Source organism: Endobacterium cereale (genome assembly GCF_009617585.1).
GTDB classification, from domain to species: Bacteria; Pseudomonadota; Alphaproteobacteria; order Rhizobiales; family Rhizobiaceae; genus Neorhizobium; species Neorhizobium cereale.
Map to the genome: position 1 here is coordinate 340817 of NZ_WIXI01000051.1, position 25563 is coordinate 366379.

Annotated in this window: 31 protein-coding genes, 1 tRNA gene and 1 pseudogene; 15 read left to right on the plus strand and 18 right to left on the minus strand. The window is 59.0% G+C overall.

What is annotated here, in order from left to right; all coding sequences use genetic code 11:
• Window positions 1-128: 128 nt before the first annotated feature.
• From GAO09_RS27875 to GAO09_RS27915, 9 genes are all read right to left on the minus strand, one after another.
• Window positions 129-878 carry a metallophosphoesterase family protein gene (locus GAO09_RS27875; protein ID WP_153359975.1) on the minus strand — a complete coding sequence of 250 codons (750 nt, stop codon included), beginning with the start codon at window positions 876-878 and terminating at the stop codon, window positions 129-131.
• The gene (gene uraH, locus GAO09_RS27880; RefSeq protein WP_153359977.1) at window positions 878-1234 is read right to left on the minus strand and encodes a hydroxyisourate hydrolase; all 357 of its coding nucleotides are present in this window, start codon (window positions 1232-1234) and stop codon (window positions 878-880) included. The genes GAO09_RS27875 and uraH overlap by 1 nt, the downstream gene beginning before the upstream one ends.
• On the minus strand, window positions 1231-1728 hold the full coding sequence (locus GAO09_RS27885) for an ureidoglycolate lyase (RefSeq protein WP_153359979.1): 498 nt from the start codon (window positions 1726-1728) through the stop codon (window positions 1231-1233). Before GAO09_RS27885 ends, uraH begins: the two co-directional genes overlap by 4 nt.
• A gap of 11 nt (window positions 1729-1739) precedes the next feature.
• Window positions 1740-2099, minus strand: coding sequence for a HepT-like ribonuclease domain-containing protein (locus GAO09_RS27890; protein WP_153359981.1), 360 nt, complete (start codon window positions 2097-2099; stop codon window positions 1740-1742).
• Entirely contained in the window at window positions 2096-2362 is a 267-nt protein-coding gene (locus tag GAO09_RS27895) for a nucleotidyltransferase family protein (RefSeq protein WP_153359982.1), read from the minus strand. The genes GAO09_RS27890 and GAO09_RS27895 overlap by 4 nt, the downstream gene beginning before the upstream one ends.
• Window positions 2363-2400: 38 nt before the next feature.
• The gene (gene uraD, locus GAO09_RS27900; protein WP_153359984.1) at window positions 2401-2898 is read right to left on the minus strand and encodes a 2-oxo-4-hydroxy-4-carboxy-5-ureidoimidazoline decarboxylase; all 498 of its coding nucleotides are present in this window, start codon (window positions 2896-2898) and stop codon (window positions 2401-2403) included.
• The gene (puuE, locus tag GAO09_RS27905; RefSeq protein WP_153359986.1) at window positions 2895-3824 is read right to left on the minus strand and encodes an allantoinase PuuE; all 930 of its coding nucleotides are present in this window, start codon (window positions 3822-3824) and stop codon (window positions 2895-2897) included. The genes uraD and puuE overlap by 4 nt, the downstream gene beginning before the upstream one ends.
• A 73-nt stretch (window positions 3825-3897) precedes the next feature.
• Window positions 3898-4605 (minus strand): DUF1045 domain-containing protein, encoded by a 708-nt coding sequence (locus GAO09_RS27910; protein ID WP_153359988.1) that lies wholly within the window; start codon window positions 4603-4605, stop codon window positions 3898-3900.
• Between the two features lie 103 nt (window positions 4606-4708).
• Window positions 4709-5884: an NAD(P)/FAD-dependent oxidoreductase gene (locus GAO09_RS27915; protein ID WP_153359990.1), complete on the minus strand. Its 1176-nt coding sequence runs from the start codon at window positions 5882-5884 to the stop codon at window positions 4709-4711.
• Here GAO09_RS27915 and mnmC2 point away from each other — a divergent pair.
• Both mnmC2 and GAO09_RS30190 read left to right on the plus strand, forming a co-directional pair.
• Window positions 5883-6596: a tRNA (5-methylaminomethyl-2-thiouridine)(34)-methyltransferase MnmC2 gene (gene mnmC2, locus GAO09_RS27920; protein ID WP_153359992.1), complete on the plus strand. Its 714-nt coding sequence runs from the start codon at window positions 5883-5885 to the stop codon at window positions 6594-6596. The two genes, GAO09_RS27915 and mnmC2, sit on opposite strands and share 2 nt — an antisense overlap.
• 266 nt (window positions 6597-6862) lie before the next feature.
• Window positions 6863-7087, plus strand: coding sequence for a hypothetical protein (locus GAO09_RS30190; RefSeq protein WP_235938537.1), 225 nt, complete (start codon window positions 6863-6865; stop codon window positions 7085-7087).
• A gap of 23 nt (window positions 7088-7110) precedes the next feature.
• Here GAO09_RS30190 and GAO09_RS27930 read toward each other — a convergent pair whose 3' ends face one another.
• Window positions 7111-10857 carry a response regulator gene (locus GAO09_RS27930; RefSeq protein ID WP_235938540.1) on the minus strand — a complete coding sequence of 1249 codons (3747 nt, stop codon included), beginning with the start codon at window positions 10855-10857 and terminating at the stop codon, window positions 7111-7113.
• Between the two features lie 358 nt (window positions 10858-11215).
• Between GAO09_RS27930 and GAO09_RS27935 the strand changes: the two are divergent.
• A pseudogene (locus GAO09_RS27935) lies at window positions 11216-13070 on the plus strand (DEAD/DEAH box helicase).
• A 150-nt stretch (window positions 13071-13220) separates the two neighbouring features.
• Here GAO09_RS27935 and GAO09_RS29770 read toward each other — a convergent pair.
• Window positions 13221-13529, minus strand: a complete 309-nt coding sequence (locus GAO09_RS29770; protein WP_209018872.1) for a hypothetical protein — start codon at window positions 13527-13529, stop codon at window positions 13221-13223.
• Between the two features lie 153 nt (window positions 13530-13682).
• Here GAO09_RS29770 and GAO09_RS29775 point away from each other — a divergent pair, with 153 nt between their 5' ends.
• Window positions 13683-14207 (plus strand): YcxB family protein, encoded by a 525-nt coding sequence (locus tag GAO09_RS29775; protein WP_209018873.1) that lies wholly within the window; start codon window positions 13683-13685, stop codon window positions 14205-14207.
• On the opposite strand, the gene GAO09_RS27945 is transcribed toward GAO09_RS29775, so the two are convergent.
• Window positions 14201-15106, minus strand: a complete 906-nt coding sequence (locus GAO09_RS27945; RefSeq protein WP_153359998.1) for a DMT family transporter — start codon at window positions 15104-15106, stop codon at window positions 14201-14203. The genes GAO09_RS29775 and GAO09_RS27945 overlap by 7 nt on opposite strands.
• A 330-nt stretch (window positions 15107-15436) precedes the next feature.
• On the opposite strand from GAO09_RS27945, the gene GAO09_RS27950 reads away from it, so the two are divergent.
• The 4 genes from GAO09_RS27950 (at window position 15437) to GAO09_RS27965 (ending at window position 19211) form a co-directional block, all read left to right on the plus strand.
• Complete coding sequence (locus tag GAO09_RS27950) at window positions 15437-16846, plus strand: circularly permuted type 2 ATP-grasp protein (RefSeq protein ID WP_153360000.1); 1410 nt, start codon at window positions 15437-15439, stop codon at window positions 16844-16846.
• 10 nt (window positions 16847-16856) lie between these two features.
• Window positions 16857-17798 carry an alpha-E domain-containing protein gene (locus GAO09_RS27955; protein ID WP_153360002.1) on the plus strand — a complete coding sequence of 314 codons (942 nt, stop codon included), beginning with the start codon at window positions 16857-16859 and terminating at the stop codon, window positions 17796-17798.
• Between the two features lie 18 nt (window positions 17799-17816).
• Window positions 17817-18653, plus strand: a complete 837-nt coding sequence (locus GAO09_RS27960; RefSeq protein WP_153360004.1) for a transglutaminase family protein — start codon at window positions 17817-17819, stop codon at window positions 18651-18653.
• Between the two features lie 66 nt (window positions 18654-18719).
• A complete protein-coding gene (locus tag GAO09_RS27965; RefSeq protein WP_153360006.1) occupies window positions 18720-19211 on the plus strand; it encodes a hypothetical protein in 492 nt (163 codons plus the stop codon).
• A 47-nt stretch (window positions 19212-19258) separates the two neighbouring features.
• On the opposite strand, the gene GAO09_RS27970 is transcribed toward GAO09_RS27965, so the two are convergent.
• Complete coding sequence (locus GAO09_RS27970; RefSeq protein ID WP_153360008.1) at window positions 19259-19441, minus strand: DUF3329 domain-containing protein; 183 nt, start codon at window positions 19439-19441, stop codon at window positions 19259-19261.
• 273 nt (window positions 19442-19714) lie between these two features.
• Between GAO09_RS27970 and GAO09_RS27975 the strand changes: the two genes are divergently transcribed.
• A tRNA-Arg gene (locus GAO09_RS27975) sits at window positions 19715-19791 on the plus strand.
• A gap of 515 nt (window positions 19792-20306) precedes the next feature.
• Here the strand turns inward: GAO09_RS27975 and GAO09_RS27980 are convergent.
• Window positions 20307-20582, minus strand: a complete 276-nt coding sequence (locus GAO09_RS27980; RefSeq protein ID WP_153360010.1) for a hypothetical protein — start codon at window positions 20580-20582, stop codon at window positions 20307-20309.
• A gap of 303 nt (window positions 20583-20885) precedes the next feature.
• On the opposite strand from GAO09_RS27980, the gene GAO09_RS27985 reads away from it, so the two are divergent.
• A complete protein-coding gene (locus GAO09_RS27985) occupies window positions 20886-21188 on the plus strand; it encodes a hypothetical protein (protein WP_153360012.1) in 303 nt (100 codons plus the stop codon).
• Window positions 21189-21302: 114 nt separating this feature from the next.
• On the plus strand, window positions 21303-21446 hold the full coding sequence (locus GAO09_RS27990) for a DUF1127 domain-containing protein (RefSeq protein ID WP_153360014.1): 144 nt from the start codon (window positions 21303-21305) through the stop codon (window positions 21444-21446).
• A 440-nt stretch (window positions 21447-21886) separates the two neighbouring features.
• Here GAO09_RS27990 and msrA read toward each other — a convergent pair whose 3' ends face one another.
• Window positions 21887-22399 (minus strand): peptide-methionine (S)-S-oxide reductase MsrA, encoded by a 513-nt coding sequence (msrA, locus tag GAO09_RS27995; RefSeq protein WP_153360016.1) that lies wholly within the window; start codon window positions 22397-22399, stop codon window positions 21887-21889.
• A 222-nt stretch (window positions 22400-22621) separates the two neighbouring features.
• Between msrA and GAO09_RS28000 the strand changes: the two genes are divergently transcribed.
• The 4 genes from GAO09_RS28000 (at window position 22622) to GAO09_RS28010 (ending at window position 23999) form a co-directional block, all read left to right on the plus strand.
• Window positions 22622-22834 carry a hypothetical protein gene (locus GAO09_RS28000; protein ID WP_209018894.1) on the plus strand — a complete coding sequence of 71 codons (213 nt, stop codon included), beginning with the start codon at window positions 22622-22624 and terminating at the stop codon, window positions 22832-22834.
• Window positions 22831-23067, plus strand: a complete 237-nt coding sequence (locus GAO09_RS29780; RefSeq protein WP_209018895.1) for a hypothetical protein — start codon at window positions 22831-22833, stop codon at window positions 23065-23067. Before GAO09_RS28000 ends, GAO09_RS29780 begins: the two co-directional genes overlap by 4 nt.
• 166 nt (window positions 23068-23233) lie before the next feature.
• Window positions 23234-23623, plus strand: a complete 390-nt coding sequence (locus tag GAO09_RS28005) for a group II truncated hemoglobin (RefSeq protein WP_153360018.1) — start codon at window positions 23234-23236, stop codon at window positions 23621-23623.
• A gap of 55 nt (window positions 23624-23678) precedes the next feature.
• Complete coding sequence (locus GAO09_RS28010; RefSeq protein ID WP_235938568.1) at window positions 23679-23999, plus strand: DUF423 domain-containing protein; 321 nt, start codon at window positions 23679-23681, stop codon at window positions 23997-23999.
• On the opposite strand, the gene GAO09_RS28015 is transcribed toward GAO09_RS28010, so the two are convergent.
• The 3 genes from GAO09_RS28015 to GAO09_RS28025 form a co-directional block, all read right to left on the minus strand.
• The gene (locus tag GAO09_RS28015; protein ID WP_153360022.1) at window positions 23996-24304 is read right to left on the minus strand and encodes a FliM/FliN family flagellar motor switch protein; all 309 of its coding nucleotides are present in this window, start codon (window positions 24302-24304) and stop codon (window positions 23996-23998) included. The two genes, GAO09_RS28010 and GAO09_RS28015, sit on opposite strands and share 4 nt — an antisense overlap.
• A gap of 146 nt (window positions 24305-24450) precedes the next feature.
• Window positions 24451-24891, minus strand: coding sequence for a hypothetical protein (locus GAO09_RS28020; RefSeq protein ID WP_153360024.1), 441 nt, complete (start codon window positions 24889-24891; stop codon window positions 24451-24453).
• A gap of 172 nt (window positions 24892-25063) precedes the next feature.
• On the minus strand, window positions 25064-25474 hold the full coding sequence (locus tag GAO09_RS28025) for a DUF2325 domain-containing protein (RefSeq protein ID WP_153360026.1): 411 nt from the start codon (window positions 25472-25474) through the stop codon (window positions 25064-25066).
• Between the last annotated feature and the right edge of the window lie 89 nt (window positions 25475-25563).

Consider the following 25563-nt stretch of genomic DNA (forward strand, 5'->3'; position numbering starts at 1 on the left):
AGGAAACTTGTGACGCCGGCACCCGGCACTTGCGCTATTGCCGCGCAATTTTCAAGCCTTTTTGGCGCCTTATACGCAACGAACGTGCGTGCAAAACCCGCTGGCCTTGCCTTTCAAATCCGGCTTTATCAGCCCATTCGGCCTGTCGCCAGCGCACTTGCCCAATCGGCGCGACCGGCATCGGCAGCAAGACGCGATGCGGCCATGTGATCATATCCGACAGTGCGAAATTGCGGTGCCCATCCACGTTCGTTTTCTTCGAGGATGGCGTAGCAGGCCAGGGCATGACCGTTTTCGACATCATGCGGCACAGGTTCATCGTCATGATAGGCAGGACAGCCGACACTGCCGGGATTAACGATCATGCGCCCGTCGGAAAGTGTCACGACACGCGGCAAGTGGCTGTGGCCGCACAGGATCAAGGATTGCTCCACGCCTTCGGCGAAGCGTTCGATCTGCGCCTGTGGGCGAAGCACGACCTTGCCCTCACCCGACACGCTGTCCAGCCAATAAACGTCATCTTGCTGCGGCGTGGCGTGACAAAGAAAAACCTCTTCACGCCAGACCATGCTTGTCGGCAGTTTGCGCAGCCATTCGAAATGCCGCGGCGCCAGCAACGCGTGAGCATGCGCGTCCGAACGCCCCATTGCCTCGGGCGGTGTTTCCAGAAGGTAGCGATCGTGATTGCCACGCACCGTCTGAACCGCATTCATGTCAAGCAGGAGAAGAAGATCGGCTGTACGCCCCGCGTCCAGCGGCCCGCTGAAACAATCGCCAAGATTGACGATATCGCGAATGCCGAGCGCGGCAACATCATCCAGCACTGCCGTCAGGGCGGCACAATTTCCATGGATATCGGCGATCGCGGCAAAGCGCATCAGCTCCCCCGATAGGTGGAATAGCCGTAGGGCGAAAGCAGCAGAGGCACGTGATAATGCCCGGTGATATCGGCAATACCGAAACGGATCGGAACGACATCGAGGAAAGCCGGTTCGGCAAGCGCTGCACCATGAAGGCGCAGGTAATCGCCAGCATGAAAGACGAGCTCATAGGTGCCGGCGACAAAGGCGTCGCCGATCAGGATCGGTCCGCCATCAACCCTGCCGTCACTGTTGGTCGTTACCGTCTGCAGCTTCTCACGTCTCTCGCCATCAATACGATAGAGATCGATCGCCATCCCCTCGGCGGGCTGGCCCCTTGCGGTATCGAGAACATGCGTGGTGAGGCCGGTCATAGCTCTGGCTCCGCAATCTGGTAGGCATTCTCGAAGAAAAACTCCTCGAGATTTTCGGCAGTATTGTCACGATCGACAACGAGAAAATCACTGACCTCGCCAAGCGCCATCAGGGGATGGTGCCAGGTATTTACAAAATAGTTCACGCCCTGATGCGCCCCGGCCAGAAACACCTGCGGAGGCCCTGGCTTGCCGTCCTCGTCATCGGACACGGCAACCAGAAACGGCCTGCCCGACAAAGGCATGAAACTCTGGCTGCCAAAAGGATGACGCTCCATCATGTCGATGGCATAGGGAAATTGCCGGGGCTGGCCGCGAAAAACGTTGAAGATCAGCCGTTCCGGCTGCCCCACCACCACGGGTTCCGCCAAAGCATGGAAGCGCTCGGTGGTGCCGTTGTTGATAAGCCGCATGCGGGAGGGGTCGGCCTCGATGACATCGCCGTAACGGGCGAAGGCATTTTTGGTGAGTGGCTGAATGGTTAGGGTCTGCATGTGGGACAACATCATTCACCTTGGGCACGCCAGTTTCCAAGAGCGTGGAGTTGATCGATAAGTTCAGGCAAGGAGACGGATGCGGCACGCCACACGATATCCAGCTCGATATCGAAATAACCATTCGCGATCCGGTTGCGGAGATCCTGTATCGCAGGCCAGGGAAACTCCGGGTGATCTACCGGAAATTCGGGATATTCCCTCGATAATCGAAGCGCCGCTTCACCAAGCATCAGGATGCTCATCCCGACCGCGCGCTGGACCATAACGTTTTGGCGAAAATCTTCGTTGCTCATCGCTTCGATGAACCGCACGACATCAGCGGCTGCCGTCCGCATCTGATGCAGGTACAACGCGCGACTGTCCGTCATAGGGGCCTGGCTTCCGACAACACGCGAGACCGGATCATCTCGTGCAGTTCGCCAGGAGTGAGAAGACCCAGTTCATATCGAAGCCCGCCCAATGTCAGCAACGTGCTCCCCGCCAAAGCATCGACAAGAACGCCGATATTGCTAGCAGGCCGATCTTCCCCCCGCGCCACTGAACCGAAGACACGCGGGTTTGCCGCATTGAAGCATTTTGTCGCTTCGCGGATCGCCTGCCTGTTTTTGTCCAGAACGTCCGATGGGCTCATGACGACATCGCTCCTTCAACAGATAGAATAATTCGCCTCTATCGCTCCGGCAACAGCGCCTGCAGCCGCAACAGAGCGATACGCTCCACCTGCGCCGCGGCCGTTTCGAACTCCTCGTCGAAATCGTTATCGATACGGCGCTCGAAGGCAGTCAGAATATCGTGCCTATTCAATCCCTTTACGGCAATGATGAAAGGAAAGCCGAATTTTTGCGTATAGGCCGCATTGAGTTCCGTGAAACGCGCATGCTCCGCCGGGCTCAATCGGTCGAGCCCGGCACCGGCCTGCTCATTTCGGCTGTCCTCAGTCAATTCCCCGGCGATGGCGAGCTTTCCAGCGAGGTCCGGATGCGCGCGCAGCACATCCAATCGCTCCTCGCGCGCCGCATTGCGAAACTCCAGCACCATGCCGTCATGCAGCCGCTTGGCGGTCAACGGCACCGTGACGAAACCGGCGTCGTATGCACGCTCGGCAATGAACGGCGAATGTTCGAACACGCCGCCGAATTTTTCGATGAAATCGCCCCGCGCTGTCATGCTGCACCTGTCGGCTTGTGATGTTCATGCCAATGGCGCGCAATCTCGACACGCTGCGGGATCCAGACCTTGTCATGCCCCAGAACATATTCGAGGAAACGCCGAAGTGCGGCGACACGGCCGGGACGCCCGACGAGACGGCAATGCAGCCCCACCGACATCATTTTTGGAGCGCCCTCCTGCCCCTCGCGACAAAGCGTGTCGAAGGCATCCTTCAGATAGATGAAAAACTGGTCGCCTGAGTTGAAGCCCTGCGGTGTGGCAAACCGCATGTCGTTGGTCTCAAGCGTATAGGGGATGATCAGGAAAGGCTTGCCATCTAGACCTTTCACCCAATAGGGCAGATCATCCGCATAACTGTCTGACGAATATAAGAAACCTCCCTCCTCCATCACCAGCTTCAGCGTGTGGTCTGAAGGTTTCCCCTGATACATCCCGTAAGGCCGTTCACCGGTCAACTCCGTATGCAGCCGCACCGCCTCGATAATATGGGCACGTTCGTCGGCCTCGGCAAAATCCTTGTATTCCAGCCAGCGATAACCGTGGCTGGCGATTTCCCAACCGGCTTCCTTCATCGCGGCAACGGCCTCCGGATTACGTGCCATGGCGAGCGTCACGCCATAAACGGTGGCCTGCACCTTGAGTTCGGTGAACAATCGCCACAAGCGCCAAAAACCGGCGCGAGAACCATATTCGTAGATCGATTCCATGTTCAGATTACGCTGCCCAGACCAGGGCGCGGCACCGACGATTTCGGAAAGAAGGCTTTCAGAGGCCTTGTCCTGATCGAGGATCGAGCTTTCGCCGCCCTCCTCGTAATTGATGACGAACTGCACGGCGACATTGGCCCCGCCCGGCCACTTCGGATCAGGCGGGTTGCGCCCGTAACCGACAAAATTGCGCAGGCTTTCGATCGGCAGCAGCATGACATCCCCTCGATGCGTTTTTTGAAACGCTATCAGCGCTCCGGCGCTGCTGTCGAGATGCGATCTTTGCCAATCAGGCCGTGCGACGTGCAGAAACCCGGCCGAGCGGATGCAGGGAATGTACGCTCAGTGGCGCGCCCGGCTCCTCTTCCACGAACAGGGCAAGGTTGGTCACCTCGACCGGATCTGTCAGGAGCGGCGTGAAATAGTTGCGCAGGGCCGTTTCGAAACGGCAAAGATCGGATTGCCCCAGCGGCCCGCTCAGGATCATATGGAAACGAAACTCGTCCATCACATAGGGATCGCCCCAGCGCAGCATATTGGCAAACTGACCGGCGGAAAGATTGCCGGGATCGGCGCGTTCCATCTCGTCATCCGGCATGGGCAGACGAAAACGCTCGAATTCGGTGACGACGGCTCCGGCGAGCAGATGCATGGCCTGCGACGGGATGACGGGCGCAAGAGCGAACTGCGTACCGATACGCACCACTTCCAGCTGCGGCAATGTGAAAGGGCGCTGCTTGCCGGCAAAGCGCATCAGGTCGCGCAGCAATTCCTGCTCGCTGGTTCCCGGTGCCAGTCGGAACGTCGGTCGCAGGCAGCCATGGAAACCCGAACGTCGCGGCAGTGCCGTGTTGAAGGCGATGTCATGCAGGCTCAGGCTTCGCAATGCCGGATGATCGAGGGTCGCGCCGGAAAATGGATGCCGACCCAGCCATTGGGCAGCGGCAAGCGTCAGCGGATCGTGCGCCGGTGGCGTAAAATTGATCGAATAGCGCATGCGTCATCATCCTGGATTGCGGTTGTTATTCACGCATTGCTCAAACATCCCCAACGACCGGGTTAGGTGATTTGCGTAACAGGATGACGACGATTCGGGAGGGTTACACGGCCGCTCGCGCAACTGTGAGATGATTTTCTAATAAAAAGCTTTCCGGCACCGGCATAGGCCTTCCGGCGAGCGCCTCCAGCACGGCATCGGCCAGTTTGTGCGCCACACCAAAGCTGACCTTGAAACCACCCGCCAGCGCCAGAATGTGTTGGTGCTCCGGGTGGCGGCCGAGCATCGGATCGCGATCAATCGCCTTTGGCCGCAGCCCCGCCCAGCGTTCAACCACGGGCGCATCAGCCAGCATAGGCGACATGTCTCGGGCACGCGCGATCAGGGCATCAAGCTTGTCGTCCGTCGAAAACGGCGCGTCAAAATCCTCCTCGCTGGTGCTGCCGATGGCAACCGTGCCGCCCTCATGCGGTACGACGTAAAGCCCCTTCAGGAAGATGACGGGCAGATCGATATCCACATCGGCTTTCATGAGCGCCGACTGCCCCTTGACCGGCATGCCGAGCGACCGCGGCATCGGATGTCCAAGACTTTCGAGCAACGGAAACGCCTGATGCCCGTTCGCCACGATCGCATCGCCGAAAGCGATAATGCTGCCATCGGCAAGCACAGCCTCGCGTCCATTCAGCCCTACGACACCATTGTTCTCGATGATCCGCACATGTTTTGCCTGTTTCAGGGCCGCCGCCAGCGCCGCCCCAAAACGGCGCGGCGAGGCACGCCCGGCCAGCGTGTCATGCACCACGCCGGCTTCACCGATCGAGGCATCCAGCCATTCGGGATGCGGCGTGGTTTCCAGCACGTGCCAATGGAATTTTCTGTCGCCGGCCAGCCACTGGCTTTCGGCATCCTGCGAATGACGACGGGCGATATCGGCCAGATGCGGTTTCGGCAGCGGGATCAACCGACCGCAGCGGCGATAACCGCAGGAGACACCGGTCTCGGCTTCCAGCCGCGCCACTTCGTCTTCCAGCGCCACCAGCGCATCGAACTGGAACTGCTTTTTGTCGTTCCACTTATCCGGTAGATGCGCCATCAGGGCGCCGACCAGACCATAGCTCGCCCCGTGCCCCAGAACACCTGCATCGACAAGGATCGTATCTATGCCGAGCCGCTCAGCCTTCACAGCCGCCCAAAGCCCCATGACACCGCCGCCGATGATCAACAACTCGGCAGACGATTGACCGAACGGCGCGGCCGGATTATCGGCTTTTCCCATGACAGATCCCAATCAGATTTCTGAAGTGCAGTCCCTAGACTGGCGTGACGGCGACATGCCCTATTCGCCGCAGTTTGGCGACCATTTTTATTGCCAGACGGATGGCCGGCTGGAATGCAGCCATGTGTTTCTGGCCGGCAATGGCCTGCCGGACCGCTGGAAACCCGCTAAAAATTTCGCGATCGGCGAACTTGGCTTCGGAACCGGCCTGAATTTCTGCGAAACCTGGCGGCAATGGAAAGAGGTGCGGCAAGCAGGCGCAGTTTTGCATTTCACCTCGTTCGAGCTTTATCCGATGGACCGCGCCTCGATCGACCGCGCGCTGGCGCATTGGCCGGAACTGGATATCGAACGTGCCGCGCTCACGGCGCTTTGGCCGGACAATCCGCAAGGCAGCGTGGAACTGCAGCTTGATGGACAGACCAAACTGACGGTCGTCTGCGGCGCGGCGCTGGACAACGTTGCTCGCCATGACACGCCATTCGACGCCTGGTTTCTCGACGGATTTGCACCGTCGCGCAATCCCGACATGTGGTCGCCGGAACTCATGAGCGCGGTGTTCGACAAGACTGTCGATAATGGTTCATTCGCCACCTATGCTGCAGCCGGCTTCGTTCGGCGCAACCTGCAGGCCGCCGGTTTTGCGGTAGAGCGCCGACCGGGCTTCGCCGGCAAGCGCGAGATGTTGTGCGGGAAAAAGGAAAGGCCCTGATCCGCAATATCAAGGCGTGAGAACGCAACAAGGAGTCGGCAATGTCCGAGACGATTCTTCGCTACGTGCCTCAAGATCCATTCTGGCAGCCCAATGGCGCCGACGCGGAAAAAGCCGTCTCGTAGCTGAAGACGATTGCCCCTCAGGCGGATAGCGTCGAAGCGCTTTTTGAAGATGAGGTCGTTTTTTATAATCCGGGCGAAAACTGGTCAGGCATAGAATGCAACGCGTGCGGCGCCGATGCGGAGCCCTGGTGGAACGATGCCATGGACATCGCTTTTGCCGGCGGTTTTAAAAAGCTTGAAGTCAAGGCGCCATGTTGCGGAGCAAACACGTCGCTGAACGATCTTCGCTATGTCTGGCCGGCCGCGTTCGGGCGATTTGCCCTGGAAGCTCTAAACCCGGACAATTCGGATCCAACGGAAGAACAGGAACGGGAACTTTCCCACCGCCTTGGTGCGCCGTTGCGAAAGATCTTGGTGCGGCTTTAATTCACAGCCGGTTCCGTGGTGAACTATCTTCCCGCAACATTTCCTATCACATCGCTGCCGAGCCACGCATTGATCTTCTGCTCCAGCATTTCCGGGCTGATCGGTTTGGACATGTAGTCGTCCATGCCGGCGGCGATGCACAGTTCCCGGTCGCTTTCCAGCGCATGCGCAGTCACGCCGATAATCGGCACATGGCCACCCTGTTCGCCTTCGATTTCGCGGATTTTTCTGGTTGCCTGATGGCCGTTCATGACGGGCATGGACACGTCCATCAGAATGACGGACGGATCGCGTTCTCGCCATGTGTCGACAGCTTCGGCGCCATTCTTGACAATCAGGAATTCCAGCCCCGTCGATTGCAGGATCTGCGTGAAGACGATCTGGTTGACGTCATTGTCTTCCGCCACAAGCACATGCAGCAGAGGAGCCGCTTTTTCCCCGACAGCGGCAGCGGATGACGTCATCGCAGTGTGCGCAATCGGCTGCAGACGAGGTGGCGCGACAACGGCGGCTGTCTTCGCCGGCAGTCCATCCGTGTCGGCAGCCAGACGGCGGCGGGTGCGAACGCCGCGCACGACATCGACAATGGTACTGCGCAACAGGTTGGCACGCGCCGGCTTCATCAGATGCGCCTGCACGTTCATCGCCGCAAAGGCGCTGTCATCTCCGGCCATGTCCATCGAGGTGAGGAAAACGATGGCAATGTCGGCAAAGCGACCGTCACCACGAATATGGGCGGCAACCTCCATGCCATTCATGTCCGGCATGTGGTAATCGAGGATAACGGCATCTATGACGATGCCAAGCCGTGCCGCCTCGGCCAGAACCGCCAGACCTTCCGGTCCGCCCTCGGCCGCCACGGAGTCGAAGCCCCACATGCCAAGCTGTTCGGTCAGGATGCGGCGATTGACGGGATTGTCGTCGATCACGAGGATTTTTGCGCCTTCGGTTGCAAGCGGCAGCGCCGGCGCATTGTTGCGCTCGCTGACCACCTCGAACGGCATGCTGACGGTAAAGACCGAGCCACGCCCGACCTTGCTTTCGACCGCAATCGAACCACCGAACAGATTGACGAGACCGGCGGTGATGGCCAGGCCAAGACCCGTGCCTTCATGACGCCGCGTCGAGGACGTATCGACCTGCGAGAATTTTTCGAAAACGGTGCGCAGCTTGTCTTCCGGAATGCCGATACCGGTATCCTCGATGCGGATCGCCAGCATCAACTGGTTCTCGGCCGTCGGCGTCGCCGAAAGCTCGATGAAGACATGGCCCTTTTCTGTGAATTTCACCGCATTGCCGACGAGATTGGTGACGATCTGGCGAAAACGTCCGGCGTCGCCCATCACCGTGTTGCGCACGGTCACATCACCGCGCACCAAAAGCTCGATATCCTTGTCGGCGGCAGATGACGACAGAAGCGTCGCAACATCCTCGATCGCCTCAACCGGATCGAAGGGCGCCTTGCGCAGTTTCATCTGGCCGGCATCGATCTTGGAGAAATCGAGGATGTCGTTGATGATGGTCAGCAGCGCGTTGCCGGATTTGACGATGATATCGATGAATGTCTTCTGGCGCGGATCGAGCTGCGACTTCGACAACAGTTCCGCCATGCCGAGAACACCATTCATCGGCGTGCGGATTTCATGGCTCATGTTTGCCAGGAATTCCGACTTTGCGCGGTCGGCGGCCTCTGCCCGTTGCAGCAGGCGGGTCAGTTCCTGTTCGCGCAGCTTCATCTCGGTAATGTCGGTAAAGACGGCCAGCCAGTGATCGTCACCGGTCAGCTTGGCCTCGACCTGCACCCACCGCTTGCCGTCGATCAGGAATGTCAGCGCCACGGGCTTGCCAAGCTCGATACTGGTCTCCCAGCTGCGCAAGGCATCCATCGCCTGCTCATGATTGCCGAAATCGCCGCGCTTCTGGCAGAAACGGAAAATGTCTCGCCAGGCGCAGCCTATTGCCGCGAGATCATCCGGCAAATCCAGCATGGCTGCCAGCGCATTGTTGGAGAATACGATGGTGCCATCATGCAGGATGAGCAGGCCCTGGCTCATGGCGCTGGTGGCATCGCGCATCAACGCGCCCTGCAACTCCAGCGCGGCACGCGCCTCGAGCACTTCCTCATCGCGCTTGCGCAACGCCGAAATGTCCATGTAGCTCAACAGCATCTTGCCGCCGGTCAGCGGCGTGCCGGAAATGACGATAGTACGGCCATCCCGGCTTTTCACCTCGATCGGCGGGCCGTCCTTTTCTTCCGTCAGACGCTGGATCCGCTCGGCATAGATGTCATCGAAGGATCGTGGATCTCCGGAATAAATGCCGTGGTCGTAATTGACCTTGAGGAAATCGCGATAGGGCCGGCCCTTGAGCTCAAACTGCTCGCCCGCATCCCAGAAACCGTAAAAGGCCGAGTTGGCAAACTCGAAACGCAGATCACAGTCGAGAATGCCGATCCCGACCGGCGTGGCATCAAGGATCGTCTGCAGATCCCGATGCATCTTCTCCGCCTTGTCCTGCGCCTGCCGGACCATGGTAATGTCGGTGCGCGAACAGACGAGATGGCGTTCGCCATCTGGTGAAATGATGCGGCGAAGACGGGTAATGACAGGAATGACATCGCCGTCCGGAAAGGTCACTTCCTCGACCTTGTCGATCGGTGTCCCGTCGCGCAGCACGCGGGTGTTCTCGTCGACAAAACGCTGGCCGGCCGAAGGAAACATCTCGGCTTCCGTCTTGCCGAGGAAATCCTCGCGTTTGCCGCCGAGCATTTCCTCATAGGCGTCATTGGCAAAGCTCAGGCGACGCTCGGCATCGCGCAGGAATACGGGCACCGGCAGGTCTTCCAGCACGGCGCGGAAAAGCTCGCTCTGCTTGGCTTTTTCGCGAAGCTGGGTTTCCTGCTCCTTGAAATCGGTCACGTCGATGCGAAGCGCGATGACAAGACCGTTGTCGAGCCGCTTGTTGACGCTGCGAAGCCAGCGACCACCCGGCAAATGCTCGATGATATCGCTATGAGCCTCGCCAAAACGGCTTATGCGCGCGGCAATCCATGCATCGCGATCCGGGTTTTCGCGCTGCATTTCGTCCGGTGCGCGCTCGGACGCACGATCGTAGATGGCGCGCGACATGTCACCGATCGTCATGCCCACGGCAACATCGATGCCAAGCGGCGCATAGAACCGGGCGAACTGGGGATTGCAATAGATCAGCGTCTTGTCGTCGCTATAGTCATCCTCGCCGTAAATGCCGACACCGATATCCAGAAGATCAAGCGCGTCGTTGAGCAGCAGTTCCTGGAGCTCGGGCTGGGGTCGTTGATCCCCTTCAGCATTCACCGGGGCGGTTTCCCGTGCCGGAGCAACCTGCCCGACAACCTTGTCGGGCACCGGTACATCGCCCATGTCTTCGAGCACGCCATAGACATAGGCCCGGTCGTCTTCGGTCAGAAATCGTTCGATATGAATCTTGTGGCGGGTAAAACCTCTATCGTCGAGCGATAGCGCCGTCTCATCACTGCCGAAGACCAGCGCCCTGCGCTCCTTCTCCTCGCAATCGAACGTGTCGAGACGTTCGGCAAGATCGAATGTGCGCTTGCCCTTGAAATCCTGACGCGAGAAGCCGAAGAGACGGGCATAGGCATCGTTGACCGCGACATAACGCAGAGCGCTGTCCTTGATGAAGGCAGGCGTGCGCAGATCGTTGATCCGCTCGCAGGCCATGCCTAAAAGCTCGCTATCGCTTGTCAACCCGCCCTCGCTGACCGCGCGCATACCCGCAACGCGTGATTCGACATATCACCAGATCGCGGGATATCATCATGGGGATGGTTAACAATGGGTTGTCCTTGCGCACACAAATCAACAATCCTGACGAGCATCATTTTCGGATCTCGGCGTTAGAAAGCACGGACTGAAAAGCGCTTTCACATTGCCACTCTTGACTTTTTGCCGAAAAACAACCAAATGGCGGCAAGCTTTCACCTTCCGGCCGCCGCGTGAGCTGGCCCCGCGACGAATTTCTGCATTCGCGAAGAAGGAACAAGGCGCATAGATAGATCGCCCTCACGACGAGGGTTCAAGCGCTGGAAAGTATTTTCCAACTCACAAGTTCCCACTTCACGCGGGGTTCTTGACGCCTAAAGCAGCCGACCCGGCATGGTGCCGCGTTGGCATATGTGCTTTTGGCGCCCCGAAAGGTTTTTGACTTGACCAATTTCGAAACGCTTGGCGTCTCCAAGCAGATCGTCGAAACGCTGTCGCAGCTCGGTATCGAAACGCCTACGCCTATTCAGGAAAAGGCTATCCCGTTGCTGCTCGAAGGGCGCGACCTGATAGGCCTGGCACAGACCGGCACCGGCAAGACCGCCGCTTTCGGCCTGCCGCTGATCGAGCGCCTGCTGGCCGAAGACCGTCGTCCCGATAACCGCACGACGCGCTCGCTGATCCTTGCCCCGACCCGCGAACTGGTGAACCAGATCGCCGCAAACCTCAAAACCTTCATCAAGGGCCGTCCGCTCAAGATCAACCTCGTCGTCGGCGGCGTGTCGATCAACAGGCAGCAGCTGCAGCTGGAAAAGGGCACCGACATTCTGGTCGCCACCCCCGGCCGCCTGCTCGATCTCGTCGCCCGTCGCGCCATCGGCCTGACCACCGTTCGCTTCCTCATTCTCGACGAAGCCGACCAGATGCTCGACCTCGGCTTCGTGCATGACCTGCGCAAGATTGCCAAGATCGTACCGAAGAAGCGCCAGACCATGCTGTTTTCGGCCACCATGCCGAAGGCAATCGCCGATCTGGCCTCCGAATTCCTGACCGACCCGGTCAAGGTCGAAGTGACGCCTCCGGGCAAGGCTGCCGACAAGGTCGAGCAGTATGTCCACTTCGTTGCCGGCAAGGGCGACAAGACGGAAATCCTGCGCAAAACGCTGCTCGAAAACCCGGACGGCCGTTCCATCGTTTTCATGCGCACCAAGCACACTGCCGAAAAGCTGATGAAGCATTTCGACAATATCGGTTTCTCGGTCGCATCCATCCACGGCAACAAGAGCCAGGGCCAGCGCGAGCGCGCCCTGAAGGGTTTCCGTGACGGCGAAATCAAGACGCTGATCGCCACCGACGTTGCTGCCCGCGGCATCGACATCCCGGCCGTCAGCCATGTTTATAACTACGACCTGCCGGAAGTGCCGGACGCTTACGTGCACCGTATCGGTCGTACCGCCCGCGCCGGTCGCGACGGTATCGCAATCGCATTCTGCGCACCGGACGAAACCATGCTGCTGCGCGACATCGAAAAGCTGATGGGCATCGAGATCGCCACCGCGTCTGGCGAACGCCCTGAAGCCATGATCCGTCCGGCTCGCGGCAACGGCAATGGCAACAACAAGCGTGGCGGCCAGTCCCAGGGTCGCGGCGGCCGTGGCAATGGCGGCGGCGAAGGCCGCAGCGCATCCGGCGAAGCGCGCAAGCCGCGCCGTGAACGTCCTGCCCGCAAGCCGTTCGGCGATGGCGCCAACGGTGAAGCCGGTGCGCGTTCGGAAGAACGCGGCGATCGCCCGCAGGCTGCACGCCCGCACGGTGATCGTCCGCAGGGCGGCCGTCCGGCCCGCCCGGCGCGTCGCAACGAGGATTTCCGCGGCCAGCGCCGCGAGGAAGCCGTTCCGCAGTCGCATGGTGACAACGACCTGAACTCGACCTCGGATTTCCGTCCGAAGAAGCAGTTCGGCGGCCAGGACGGCGCCAATCGCAATGAAGGCCGTCCCGCCCGTAGCGAACACCGCAAGGGTGGAAACGGCAAGCCGGAACATGCAGCACACGGCGCGCATGAGCCAGGCGCACAGCGCAGCAACCACCGCGGTGGCCAGGGCCGTCCGCAGGGTGGACAGGGCGCAGGCCAGAAGCAGGGCGAAGCCCGCGGCCCGGTCAAGTTCGGCGGTGCCGGCAACACCGAAGGCGGCACGCAGGGTCGCAAGCGCCGTCCGGCGTAACGCCTGACATGCATTGAACACACAAACGGCCGGGCATCACAGCCCGGCCGTTTGCTTTTAGGAGATGTTCAAGCCAATGCGAGATCGCGCTGGATGGTCAGGGCGATCAGGCGCCGACCCGCGAGACCTCACGGAAAATCCGACGAGTCTTTAGCGGTTTGGCACCCAGATACGGCGACCATCGCGGTAAGCGAACTGCCCGTCACGGCCGCGTCGATCGTCCCTGTCCGCTCGACGATCATTTCTCCAGTCACGACGATCACGGCGGTCATCACGGGCCTGATGGCGACCGCGATCCCAGTCCCTGCGATCGTGACGCGCATTATAGTGATGGCTCGGGCCAGACGGGCGCACATAAACGCGTTCGTGTGTGCGGTAGGTTGCCCCCTCGCTGACACAACCGGCCAGGGTGAGACAGGCAAGGGCTGTTGCGGCAAGTGTTGTAAAAGATCTGATCATATCTGCTCCTTCATGCCACGCACACATCGGGCGCTGCCCGGATTTGACAAGGTGGCGCGCTCCAATACCCTGATGGCAAGGTCCGCCGCGAGCACTCTGCCTTTGCCTTTTGCCCACCACCCGGTTACCAAGGCGGCAAACAACGGAGATCTCATGCCAGCCCGCTATTCGCTGACGGAACAGGATGTCGTGGACGGAAACGACATGTGGCGGCGCCAGCAGATCAATATCTGGCCGCTCGTCACCGTGCTGGCTTTTTCATGGCTGCTGATCTCGGCCTATATGGCACGGACGCTGACCGGGCTTTCCCTCGTCTTAACGGTGCTCTTCATTCTCATCCTCGTGTTGGCTCTGGGGGCCGTCACGCTCTGGCACGGCAAGCGACAATCCCGCCGCATGTCGGCCATCGCGTTCAGCCAGGCGACCGGCGCCAGCCGTGAGGTGCGGGTGACGTGGAATGCGGAAAAGATCGAGTTCCGCCAGCATAAGGCCTATCGCACGCAGGCATGGCGCGAGATTTCCCGCTGGGCCGAAAGCGACACGACGTTCGTGCTGCTGAGTGCCGACGGCATGTTCAACCCGATCCCGAAGCGGGCACTGACAGCCGAGGATCTGTCGCAGATCAAGGGACATCTTGCCGCCGCCGGCGCAAAACGGGCCCGGTTGCTTTTCTACTGAGCAGCGGCCGGTCCCGCCTCGTCCTTTGCCGACTTGCGGTTCACCATCCACACACCGGCAACGACGATGATCGTGCCGATCACCATCGGCGGCGTCAGCGGTTCGCCGAACAGGATAGCGGCTTCGATCGCCACCGTCGGCGGCATGAGATAGATGAGCGAGGCAGCGCGCGACACCTGACCACGGCGGATAAGATAAAGCAGCAGTGCCACCGCCCCCATGGAAATACCGATAACCGACCACGCCATGGCGGCGATCGCCTGCATGGTCCAGTCGAAACGCAGGTCTTCCAGAAGCAGCGCCAGCGGCAGGGTAACGATGAAGGCGCCAACGAATTGCAGGCAGGCGATGGTCAGAAGATCGCCCTCCTGCAGGTGGCGCTTCTGGTAAAGCGTGCCGTAAGTTACGGAAAACATCGCAACGAGATTGATCAATACAGGCAGCGCCAGACCGGACAAGCCGCGCTCGGTGACATCGAGAAGCTGTGGCGAGATGGCAATGAGAATGCCGGCGAAACCGATACCGAGGCCGATTTTCTGAACCCGGCCCAGCCTCTCGCTTAAAAACATCGGCGCGAGCATGGCGGTCAACAACGGTTGAAGGCCGGCAATGACGCCTGACAGTCCTGCCGGCACGCCCTGCCCGATCGCATACCACACACCCACCAGATAAAGCCCATGCAGGAAAAAGCCGGAAAACAATGTCCGGCCGATCAGCTTTGCGGTTTTCGGCCAGGCAGCACCCATGGCAAATGCCACGCCGGCAAAGGCTATCGCTGCGAGCGCATGCCTCGCGGCGAGAAAGGTGATCGGGTCCGCATGTACGGCCGCATATTTTGCGACGATCCAACCGGTGGACCAGAGAAGGACGAAAACGGCCGGAGCGAGACGATCAAGCATAAATGGATCCCGGCGTTGGAGAGATTTTGTCCGATGCTCTAAAGCCGACGCAACCTTCGCGTCAAAGAAGAAATATTGATCGCTGTGATCAGTACCATTCAAGGCCAGTAGCGGTGCACAAATTCAAGGCACGGGCAGGAACAGCCAAACGCGGTAAAACAAAGCCCGCAGCCGTTTCTGTCGCCTGTCAACATCTGCCTGTTTTATCGGCAGAAAGCGCTTGAAATCAGCAGGTCCACGTTAAATTCAAATTCTGCGCGCGAAATGTGCATCCAGCTTGCAAAGGCCCGATGCTTGTACTCTTATGGTCAAAAAAAGGGGAACGCATCATTGGCATTTGATGAAATGTTAACTGCGGAAGAACTTCCGCGAACACCCTACCAGACCTATCATGAGTGGTATTCGAGCCAGGATCCCGCACATCTGATCCAGAAGAACCGCGATGCCGAAAACATCTTTCGCAGGACCGGCATTACTTTTGCCGTCTATGGTCACGCGGACAGTTCGGAAAAGCTGATCCCGTTCGATATCATCCCGCGCATCATCGCGGCACGCGAGTGGCGCAAACTCGCGCAGGGCATCGAGCAGCGCGTGCTGGCGCTCAACGCCTTTCTTGAGGATATCTATCATAAGCAGGAAATCATCAAGGCTGGCCGCATCCCGCGTGAACTGATCGAAAAGAATGTCGCTTTCCTGCCGGAAATGATTGGTTTTCGCCCACCGGGCGGCGTCTATACCCATATTGTCGGCACCGACATCGTGCGCACCGGCGAGGACCAGTTCTACGTTCTGGAAGACAATGCCCGCACGCCTTCCGGCGTCTCCTACATGCTGGAGAACCGCGAGACGATGATGCAGATGTTCCCGGAACTGTTCTCGCTCAACAAGGTGCAGCGTGTGGAAGACTATCCGCGTCTGCTGCGCCAGTCGCTCGCCTCGCTGGCACCCGCCGGCTGCAAGGGTCGGCCGCGCGTGGCGGTGCTGACACCCGGCATCTACAACTCCGCTTATTACGAACATTCCTTTCTAGCCGACCAGATGGGCGTCGAGCTGGTGGAAGGCTCCGACCTGCGCGTCATCGACGGCAAGGTGAAGATGCGCACGACCAAGGGCTATGAGGCGATTGACGTGCTCTACCGCCGCGTCGACGACGATTTTCTCGATCCCCTCACCTTCCGCCCGGATTCCGCACTCGGCATTCCCGGCATCATGGATGTCTATCGTTCCGGCAACATCACCATTGCCAACGCACCGGGCACCGGCATCTGCGACGACAAGGCGATCTATTCCTACATGCCGGAAATCGTCGAATTTTATACAGGCCGTAAGGCGCTGCTCGAAAACGTGCCGACCTGGCGCTGTTCCGAAGCCTCCAGCCTCAAATACGTACTGGAGCATCTGGAAGAACTGGTGGTCAAGGAAGTCCACGGATCGGGCGGTTATGGCATGCTGGTCGGCCCGACCGCCTCGAAGAAGGAACGCGCCGAGTTTGCCGAAAAGCTGAAGGCGAGGCCCGGCAATTACATCGCCCAGCCGACGCTTGCCCTCTCCACCGTGCCGATCTTCGTCAACAAGGGCATCGCCCCGCGTCACGTTGATCTGCGCCCCTATGTTCTCGTGTCGGACAAGGTCAAAATCATTCCCGGCGGGCTGACCCGCGTTGCCCTGAAACAGGGATCGCTGGTGGTCAATTCCAGCCAGGGTGGCGGCACGAAGGACACCTGGGTTCTGGAAGATTGAGGGCGTAAACATGCTGGGAAGAACTGCAAACGGCCTCTACTGGATGTTCCGCTACATCGAGCGGGCCGAAAACATCGCCCGCCTCGTCGATGCCGGCCTGCGCGTCTCGTTGACACGCGTCGGGTATTCGGATGAAGACTGGCACGGCGTGCTGGAAAGTGCGGGCGTGCGCGAAGCCTATTCCGAGGTTCACGACACGCTGACGGCAGCCGACGCCATCGATTACCTGCTGCGCGACAGCGCCAACCTGTCGAGCGTGATGTCCTGCATCGAGGCGGGCCGCAACAATGCCCGCATGGTGCGCACGGCGCTGACGCGCGAGACCTGGGAAGCCACCAACGAGGCATGGATCGACCTCAAGGCCCGGCTTTCGAAAAAGCTGAAAGCGACCGACCTGCCGGAACTGATCGGCGTCATCAAGCACCGTTGCGGGCTTATTCGTGGTGCATTCCATGGCTCGATGCTCAGAAACGACCTCTACAATTTTTCACGGATCGGCACATTCATCGAGCGAGCGGACAATACGAGCCGCATCCTCGACGTCAAATATTACGTGCTGCTCCCGTCCGTCAGTCAGGTCGGATCGGCACTCGACAACATGCAATGGGAATCGATCCTGCGTTCGGTCTCCGCGCACCGTTCCTACGGCTGGGTTTATGACGGCGACTACCAGTCGGCCAATATCGCCGATTTCCTGATCCTGCAGGTGCAGATGCCGCGTTCGCTCGCCTATTGTTACGAAAAGATCGTCAGCAATCTCGGCTATCTGGCCGAGAATTACGGCGGACGTATCAAGGCGCATGAGACAGCCGATGCGATCCGCAAGACCCTGAAGCAGCGCACTGTCGCCGAGATCATGGATCAGGGCCTGCATGAATTCCTCGAGGATTTCGTCAGCCGCAACAGCCAGTTGAGCGCCGAGATTTCCGACGGCTATCGTTTCTATCAGTGAGCCGGAGAGTGTTTGCCGATGCGCCTGAAGATCACCCACACGACCGAATATCTCTATGATGCCCCGGTCCCTTATTCACTGCAGCGTTTGCGGTTGACGCCGGTCGATACGCTGGCCCAAAAGGTGCTCTCATGGCAGATCGCCGTCGAGGGCGCCTCTGTGGAGGCCGGTTATGCAGATCAGTATGGCAATCGCACCGAGCTCGTTTCCACCGAAGGCGACGCCCACACGATCCGCATCATCGCATCGGGCGAAGTGGAAACATCGGACAAGGCAGGTGTCTTCGGCCCGCACCAGGGTTTCTGCCCGCTCTGGCTTTTTCTGCGCGAGACGGCACTGACGAGGCCCGGCAAGCTGACGCCAGAACTCGCCCGTAGCCTTTCCGGAGACAGCGAACTGGCAAAAATGCATAGGCTGATGGAAACGATCCACGCAACCGTCGCTTATACGCCCGGCAGCACCGGCACGGAAACCACCGCCGAACAGGCGCTGGAGGCGAAGACTGGCGTATGCCAGGACCACGCCCACATTTTCATCACCACCGCACGCCTGCTCGACATCCCGGCCCGTTATGTTTCCGGCTACCTCCTGATGGAAGGCCGCACGGAACAGGTGGCGACACACGCCTGGGCGGAAACATACCTCCCTGGCCTCGGATGGGTCGGTTTTGACGCCGCCAACAATATCTGCCCGGACGAGCGTTACGTGCGCATCGCCTGCGGACTGGATTATGCCGATGCCGCCCCGATTTCGGGCATGCGCCTCGGTTCAGCAGGCGAAGATCTCAAAGTGTCGCTCACTGTCGAAGGAAGCCAGCAGCAAAGCCAGAGCGGCCAAAGTCAGAGCCAATCCTGACCGGACACGCCCGTAAGCCCTGCGCCATCTTCGGCTGTTTGAATGCGCCTTCATAAAGGAGGGCACATGCTGGTAGGGCAGTCCATTTTCCAGTCGGTCCTGAACCGGCTGGAGGACGAGCAACAGGAAAGCGAGGACGCTTCAACCGAAGGCACGGATTTCCGCATTCGCGGGTTCGGCGCCGGTTTTGTCATGCCCGAAGGTCGCCCGGCGGCAGCCGATGCCGACACCGACGCCTATTTCGATCATCTTGCGGAATGGCTCGATGAGAAGCCCGCCACTCAGCCGGAAGCATCCGATGCAACAGGTGGCGAACAGACGCCGGCCGCGGCCCTCATGCCTCAACATCTCGAGCGCCTGAGCGAAGCTGATATCGCCGAAGATCTTGCGATTTCCCCGCAGGACACCGAAGCAATGCTCAACGAAAAGCGCCGGCAATTCGCCAAGCTCAATCACCCGGATCGGGTTGCGCCGGAATTTCGCGAAAACGCAACCACCCGGATGAAGATCGCCAATCTTTTGATCGACCGGGCGCTCTTATCGGGCAACCGAGGATGATACGGATATGCGTGAAGGCCCGACCGGCCTGATACGCGGACGCTATCTCAACCGGATTTTTGACGTTCGAAGAAAAGCTTGTAGGCCGCAAAAACGCCGATGGCGCCGACAATTCCCGCCCACATGAGATTACCGACAAAAAGCTCGATGACCACCCAGCCGAAACAGAAGGCCACGATCGCCACCCGGCGCCAGAGTGCGTCATAAAAGGGATGGTTGGGGTCGATCATATCTGCGCGTCTCCTCCGCCGGACATTTTTGGCTTGCGTGCGGATATCCGGGCTGGCGCAGGAAAATGCAAGAGAGATCGAAGAGCGGGCACGATTTTGCGGCATGTGGACCCACAACTCTCCGTGTCCCTCACAAAAATCCAGGTATTTGGGAGGGAAGCTGAAGCTACAGCAATTTTTCCCTGCGCGACGGCGGTATTGGCATTGAAGCCACTGCCGAGCTAGGCTAAGAACCAATCATCGGTCACCGGCGAGTCATCGTCGGCACGGTTAGCACCCGTAGCTCAGCTGGATAGAGTGTTGGATTCCGATTCCAAAGGTCACAGGTTCGAATCCTGTCGGGTGCGCCATTTCAAAACGAAAAAATCAGTAACCCATTGATGTCGTTTCGTCGGCTTTTGCCAATGTCGGCTCCGCTTCGTTCGCCGCGATCTTTGACCGGATCTGGCGTTTCGCGCCCGGCCGCCTCGTCATGCAGGCAGGAAAAGGCAGATAGCCACAAATGTCGCCATGACCATCCATCCCAGCATTTCCAACGTAAAAAACGTACGCATCGCCCTACCCCGCTAGCCAGCAATCGCACTCAATGCGAAAATGGCAGGAAGGTTGCGTTCATCTGCAAATATTATCTGCGGAGTTTCTAGGTTCGAACGCGTGTCGAAAGATATCGCTCGACAATTGCGTCGACGGGCTCTTGACCGGTGCAATCTTGGAAAAGCTGCCGCCGGACCGCCAACGCCTGTTCGCTATCAGGAGCAATACGCAAGGCTTCACATATCTCGATGCTCGCCTTCGACAACACACCAAGTTCCTCGCATGTGAATTGCTTGCTTTGGTGCATATCTCACCCTGTCATCCGTGACCTTCAATCCCTCACCGTTTCGACCAGCTTGCGGTCGATGATGATGGCATTGGTCAGATCATCGTTATTGTTCAATCCGTTCAACAGCGTTTGAGTGTCGGGGATTTCCATATCCACGCGGTAAATCGGCATCGGATCGACATCACCATATTCCGGATCCGATCGCAATTCGGACCGCTGCTGCCTTGCGGCTGTACGGCATTCGTCCAGCGTGGCGGTGAAATAGAGCCGGTCGGGGTTTGAGATGGGGCTGATCTCGTAGGCGAAAAGCGTCGTCATGGCTGTATCCTCATTATCAGACACACAAACGATAACGGCACCTATCTGGTTCCGTTTCCTGCAGAATTCTACAGTTTATCAGTTTGCGAGGACGTGTTCTGACAACGGATGCAGTTCAACAGCCATGCAGGCAGAGGCCGAAATCCAGATCGCTTCAAGGATACCCAGACCTCGACCACAGCGCACAGCTTCCCACGGCGGGCCTGCGCCACGCCATTCTCCAAAAAACGGCACGACCTTGTCATTGCCACCGGAAACGACAGATAAGACGCAGGCATATTCCGCTCCGGCAAGGACATTTCCATGAACAAGCCAATCCTCTCGGCCGCCTTCGCAATCCTTCTAGCAAGCTGCACCGCCACGCCAGATCCGAGCATGCGCCGGTTCGATGCCGGCCCCGGCCTGCAGCCCATTCCCGGCAGTATCACTTATGGCGGGCAGCCGCGCACCAAGCTCACCAAGTCACCGATCGGCAGCAGCCTCACTCACGAATTCGAAAACCAGTTCGGTTACCGCGTCATCGAACGTTACGTGATCCAGCCTGATCGCAGCCTGCTTCTGGTCAGCCGCCGCGTCATCCGCAGACCTTTTGGTTACGACGACTGAAGCCTGCGCATCCGCACAGTTACGCAGCAAATGCATGCCTCCGTTGCTTTCAAATGCATACAAAACCGGCATTAAACCGATTATATAATGTGCATAGACCAAAGGAGAGAAGACATGCGTATCGCTGAAAAACTGAAGAACTACGCCGCCAACCGCCGCGCCATGCGCGAACTGGACCAGCTCGATGACCGCGCCCTGCATGACCTCGGCATTTCGCGCTCGACCATCCGAGCCGCAGTTCTGGGCGCCGGCCGCTAAGCCGATCTTCGGCTGGCACTCATTGATGCAAAGCCGGAGGCGAAGCTGTTCGCCTCTTTCGGCACGCGGGCGGTATCCTGTTGTGCCCACCCGCCAGGTTCAAGTCACTACGGATTTCGCGCGAAGCGCTGGATACGGCGCTCGTTTTCAGTCCATGCGGGACCGTTTCTGAATTCGCCGCAAGCATAACAGCAAGGCACATTGCTTTTTGCGCGGCAGCGCCTTGAAATAATGACAAGGCACATCCATATTCTTCCCATACAAGAATTCATCTCCGCCTGACCACGGATGTACTGGCGGTGTCGTAGAGATGACGTGAGGAAGGTCGGTGCGAAATTCGCCCGGCCTTTTTTCTTGTTCGATTTCCGTTGAAGCCTAAAAAAGCGAGGCCCGCACATGGCAGGCCTCGGCTCTGATTTCAGCAAAATAACGCGGCAGGCTCAGGCAGCAGGCACCTGGCGGCGTGGCAGCTTCCAGTTCGGCCGCGCGAAATGGCAGGTGTAACCATTCGGGATTCGCTCCAGATAATCCTGATGCTCAGGCTCGGCATCCCAGAAATCGGAAACCGGAGCAAGCTCCGTCACTACCTTGCCTGGCCACAGGCCTGATGCATCGACATCGGCGATCGTGTCTTGCGCGACGCTTCTCTGGGCATCATCGACATAAAAGATCGCCGAGCGGTAACTCGGGCCAAGATCGTTGCCCTGGCGGTCGGGCGTCGATGGGTCATGGATCTGGAAGAAAAATTCCAACAGGTCGCGAAAACTCAAGCGGGCCGGATCGAAGATGATCTCGATTGCTTCGGCGTGATTGCCATGATTGCGATAGGTGGCATTCGGCACCTCGCCGCCGCTGTAGCCAACGCGGGTCGAAATGACGCCGGGCATCTTTCGGATAAGATCCTGCATTCCCCAGAAGCAGCCGCCGGCCAGCACTGCACGTTCCGTTGTCATGACATGCCTCCTTGATTGGTATGATCGACATTTGGTGCGATCAGTCCTCGCCAATATAAGGAGAGACCTCGGTGATTTACAGATGTGCCTGTCGCCATTGCGCCAGATCAAGGCGACCGACTGCACCATTATGGCATATTCGGCCCGACTAAAAAGCGCTTGTCGAAGACACGAAATGAGCGCAATTTCAGTGGACTGCTCGGTAGCGAAGGAGGAACGCGAATGAGTAGAGACCTGACAATCACGGAAGCCATCAGCGATCCGCTGATCGTACAGTTGCTCGCGGCCGACAACGTGCCCGTGGCAGCCTTCGTGCAACTTCTGCAAAGCGCGGCCCGCATCCAGATGGCAGAGGTCGAGCGCGCCAGGCTTGATGTTGTCATTGCCGATGCACAAAGCGGCCTGCGCGATGCCGAAGCGATGGGTGCGGCATGATTTTTTCGCGCGAGAGCCATCCGGAGACGGCGTTTTCGCATCTGCAGGGCACGGCATCCGCTTTCGGTGCCGCCTCCCCATTGCCGTCATCGACAACAACGAAAACCGACCCCGTGGCGCGGCAGGCGCGCTGGCCGGTTTCGCCGGCCCTGCTGGACAACAGCGACGCGACCAAGGATGTCGACCGGCCGACAACGATCGCACACCCCTTCCCGGTCCGGCTGCCGATCTGATCGGCCGCGCCAAACGCCACCGCCTGCGACGCGTTGGCGGCTTGCCCGCTCGTGCATGGCGGCGTAACAAACATCAAGCACAGTTCAACCGCCGACCTCACCTTTCGTCATGGCCGCAACGGCCATGGTCAGAAGCGCCAAGGCCAAGCGGCAGCAATGGATCTTCATGTCAGGCGAAACCATCACCCTTTACGAAGCGATCGGCGGCGATGCCACGGTGCGCGCCCTGTCCCACCGGTTTTACGAGTTGATGGACACGCTTCCCGAAGCCGCGCGTTGCCGGGCCATTCATCCTGCCAGCCTGACGCAAAGCGAAGCCAAACTGTACGACTACCTGACGGGTTATCTCGGCGGCCCGCCGGTCTATGTCGAAAAACATGGTCACCCGCGCCTGCGTTCACGCCATTTCGGCGCCGAAATTGGCCCACAGGAGCGTGACGAATGGCTGCTCTGTTTCCGTCAGGCGCTGGATGAAACGATCGAAAATCCAAAGCTGCGCGATATCATCTGGCCACCGATCGAGCGGCTCGGTTTTCACATGCAGAACAAGGAATAAGCCGTTGACCGGAATCGACAAACTGCGCCCGCTGATCCTGCTTGCGAGCGGGCTGATGGGTCTTTCGGGTGTGGCGCTGGCAGCCGCCGCTAGCCACAGCGGCGATAACCATCTGCTCGGTTCGGCCTCCACCATGTGCCTCGCGCATGCGCCGGTTCTGCTAGGGCTTTATCTCGCGAACACCCGTTTCCGCACCGCCACGCTTGCGGCGCTGATCCTCGCTCTCGGCACGATCGTGTTTGCCGGTGATCTCGTCGCGCGCCATTTTCTCGGCGACCGACTGTTTCCGTTTGCCGCCCCTCTCGGCGGCACGCTGATGATGCTCGGCTGGCTGGCCGTCGCGGCAGGCGCATTGCTGCCGGTGAAAAAAGCCTAGAGATCTGCCTCGACCGATATCAGCCGGATACCGATGATGTTTTCGCGCTCATCGGCAATGATTTCGCCGTAGCCGATGCGCTTGCCGTTGACCTGCAACTCGACCGGCTCGCCAAAATGCTTGTCGAGCCAGAAGGGTTCGCCGGGCTTTGCCGCCATCAACTGCGAAACCGACACCTTTACCTTGCCGAGAACAGCCTCAACTTCGATCGGGATGTCGCGCACGCGCGGAGAGGAAAGTTCCAGCGATGTTGCCGGCATGGCGGAGCGGGATTTTGGATGGCCGGTGGATGCATCGGTGTTCATTATGACTGCCCTCTAAAAATCTACGGTGAATCACAGGTTAACCCGGCGCATTTGCCAAATCGCGGCCGAACGCCCGCAAACCTTAACAAGCGGTAAACACCCACAACGCCCCAAATCGAGCCGCCTGAAAACGATACAAAATCACATTAAATCGTAACCGTAGGCCGCCCTTTCGTGCGCATTCGGGCCTGAACGATCGGCGGGCAGGCGTCACGAATCCCGCTGAGCGATGCCAGCGGCAGCACGAGTCGCGACAGAGCCTCGATGAAAAACGAATCTTCTGCCTCCGAAAAGGCCACCACCATCTCGCCCTTGATGATGTTTTTTTGCGCGCAGGTGAAAAAGATTTCGCCGGCGCCGAGGCAGATGTAAAAATGTTCGGGCAGGAATTCGATTGCCTTGGACTGGATGATCGCGCCCTTTTCATGCAGGCCGACGATACGGATCTGCATTGTGGCAAACGACTTGACGCCGGATTTCGGGTAAATCGCCCGCGCCAGGATGTTCGCCTTGCGCATGCGTGGCAGGGCGTTGTCATTGGCGCTGTAAAACTGCGCCAGATAATTGCGAGGTTTCTGGGGTCTCAAATGAATGGTCCGAGGCAAACGATTTGGTTAAACAATCCTTAACCCTGTATCGCCCCGCATAAAAATGTTCAACTATCACATTTAGGGATAACCGCCTTTTGCGCGAAATCCCACAAAACAAAACAGCCCGACTTCTAACCGGGCTGCGCGTTGTATCTGTCATTTTCGAAAATCAGGAAACCCGACGTTCCTCGCGGCGATCCTTCATGGTCTGAAGGGCGCGATCGAGGCTGGATTTCGAGCCGTTGCGCAGCGGCACGAAGGTGACGCCGAACTTCTTGCAGCCTGTCTTGACGCGCAGACACGCGTCATGGCTGATACAGTCGATGGGGCAGAACACACAGTCGACCGAGGGAAGCACGGTATCGATGCGGGAGACCGCCTCGCGCAGGCCGCCGTCATGGTGGATCAGCTCAGCTCCATGGGCGCTGGCGATCGCCCGCAGATGCGCAACCTGGCAGTCACGCCCGCCGACATAAAGGAAGCTGCGGATATCCTGCTGCGCCTGGGTAATGCCGGTGGATTCGCGCGACTGCTCTTCGGCACCGCTGTTTCCGCCCTTGCGCTTCTGCTTCTTCGCCATCACCAACCTCATGTCGCAATCAAAGTGCTGCAATCAAATTTCGAACCATTCCCTAGAGCGGGAATGCCGTGTTGGTGCGCACCCTAATA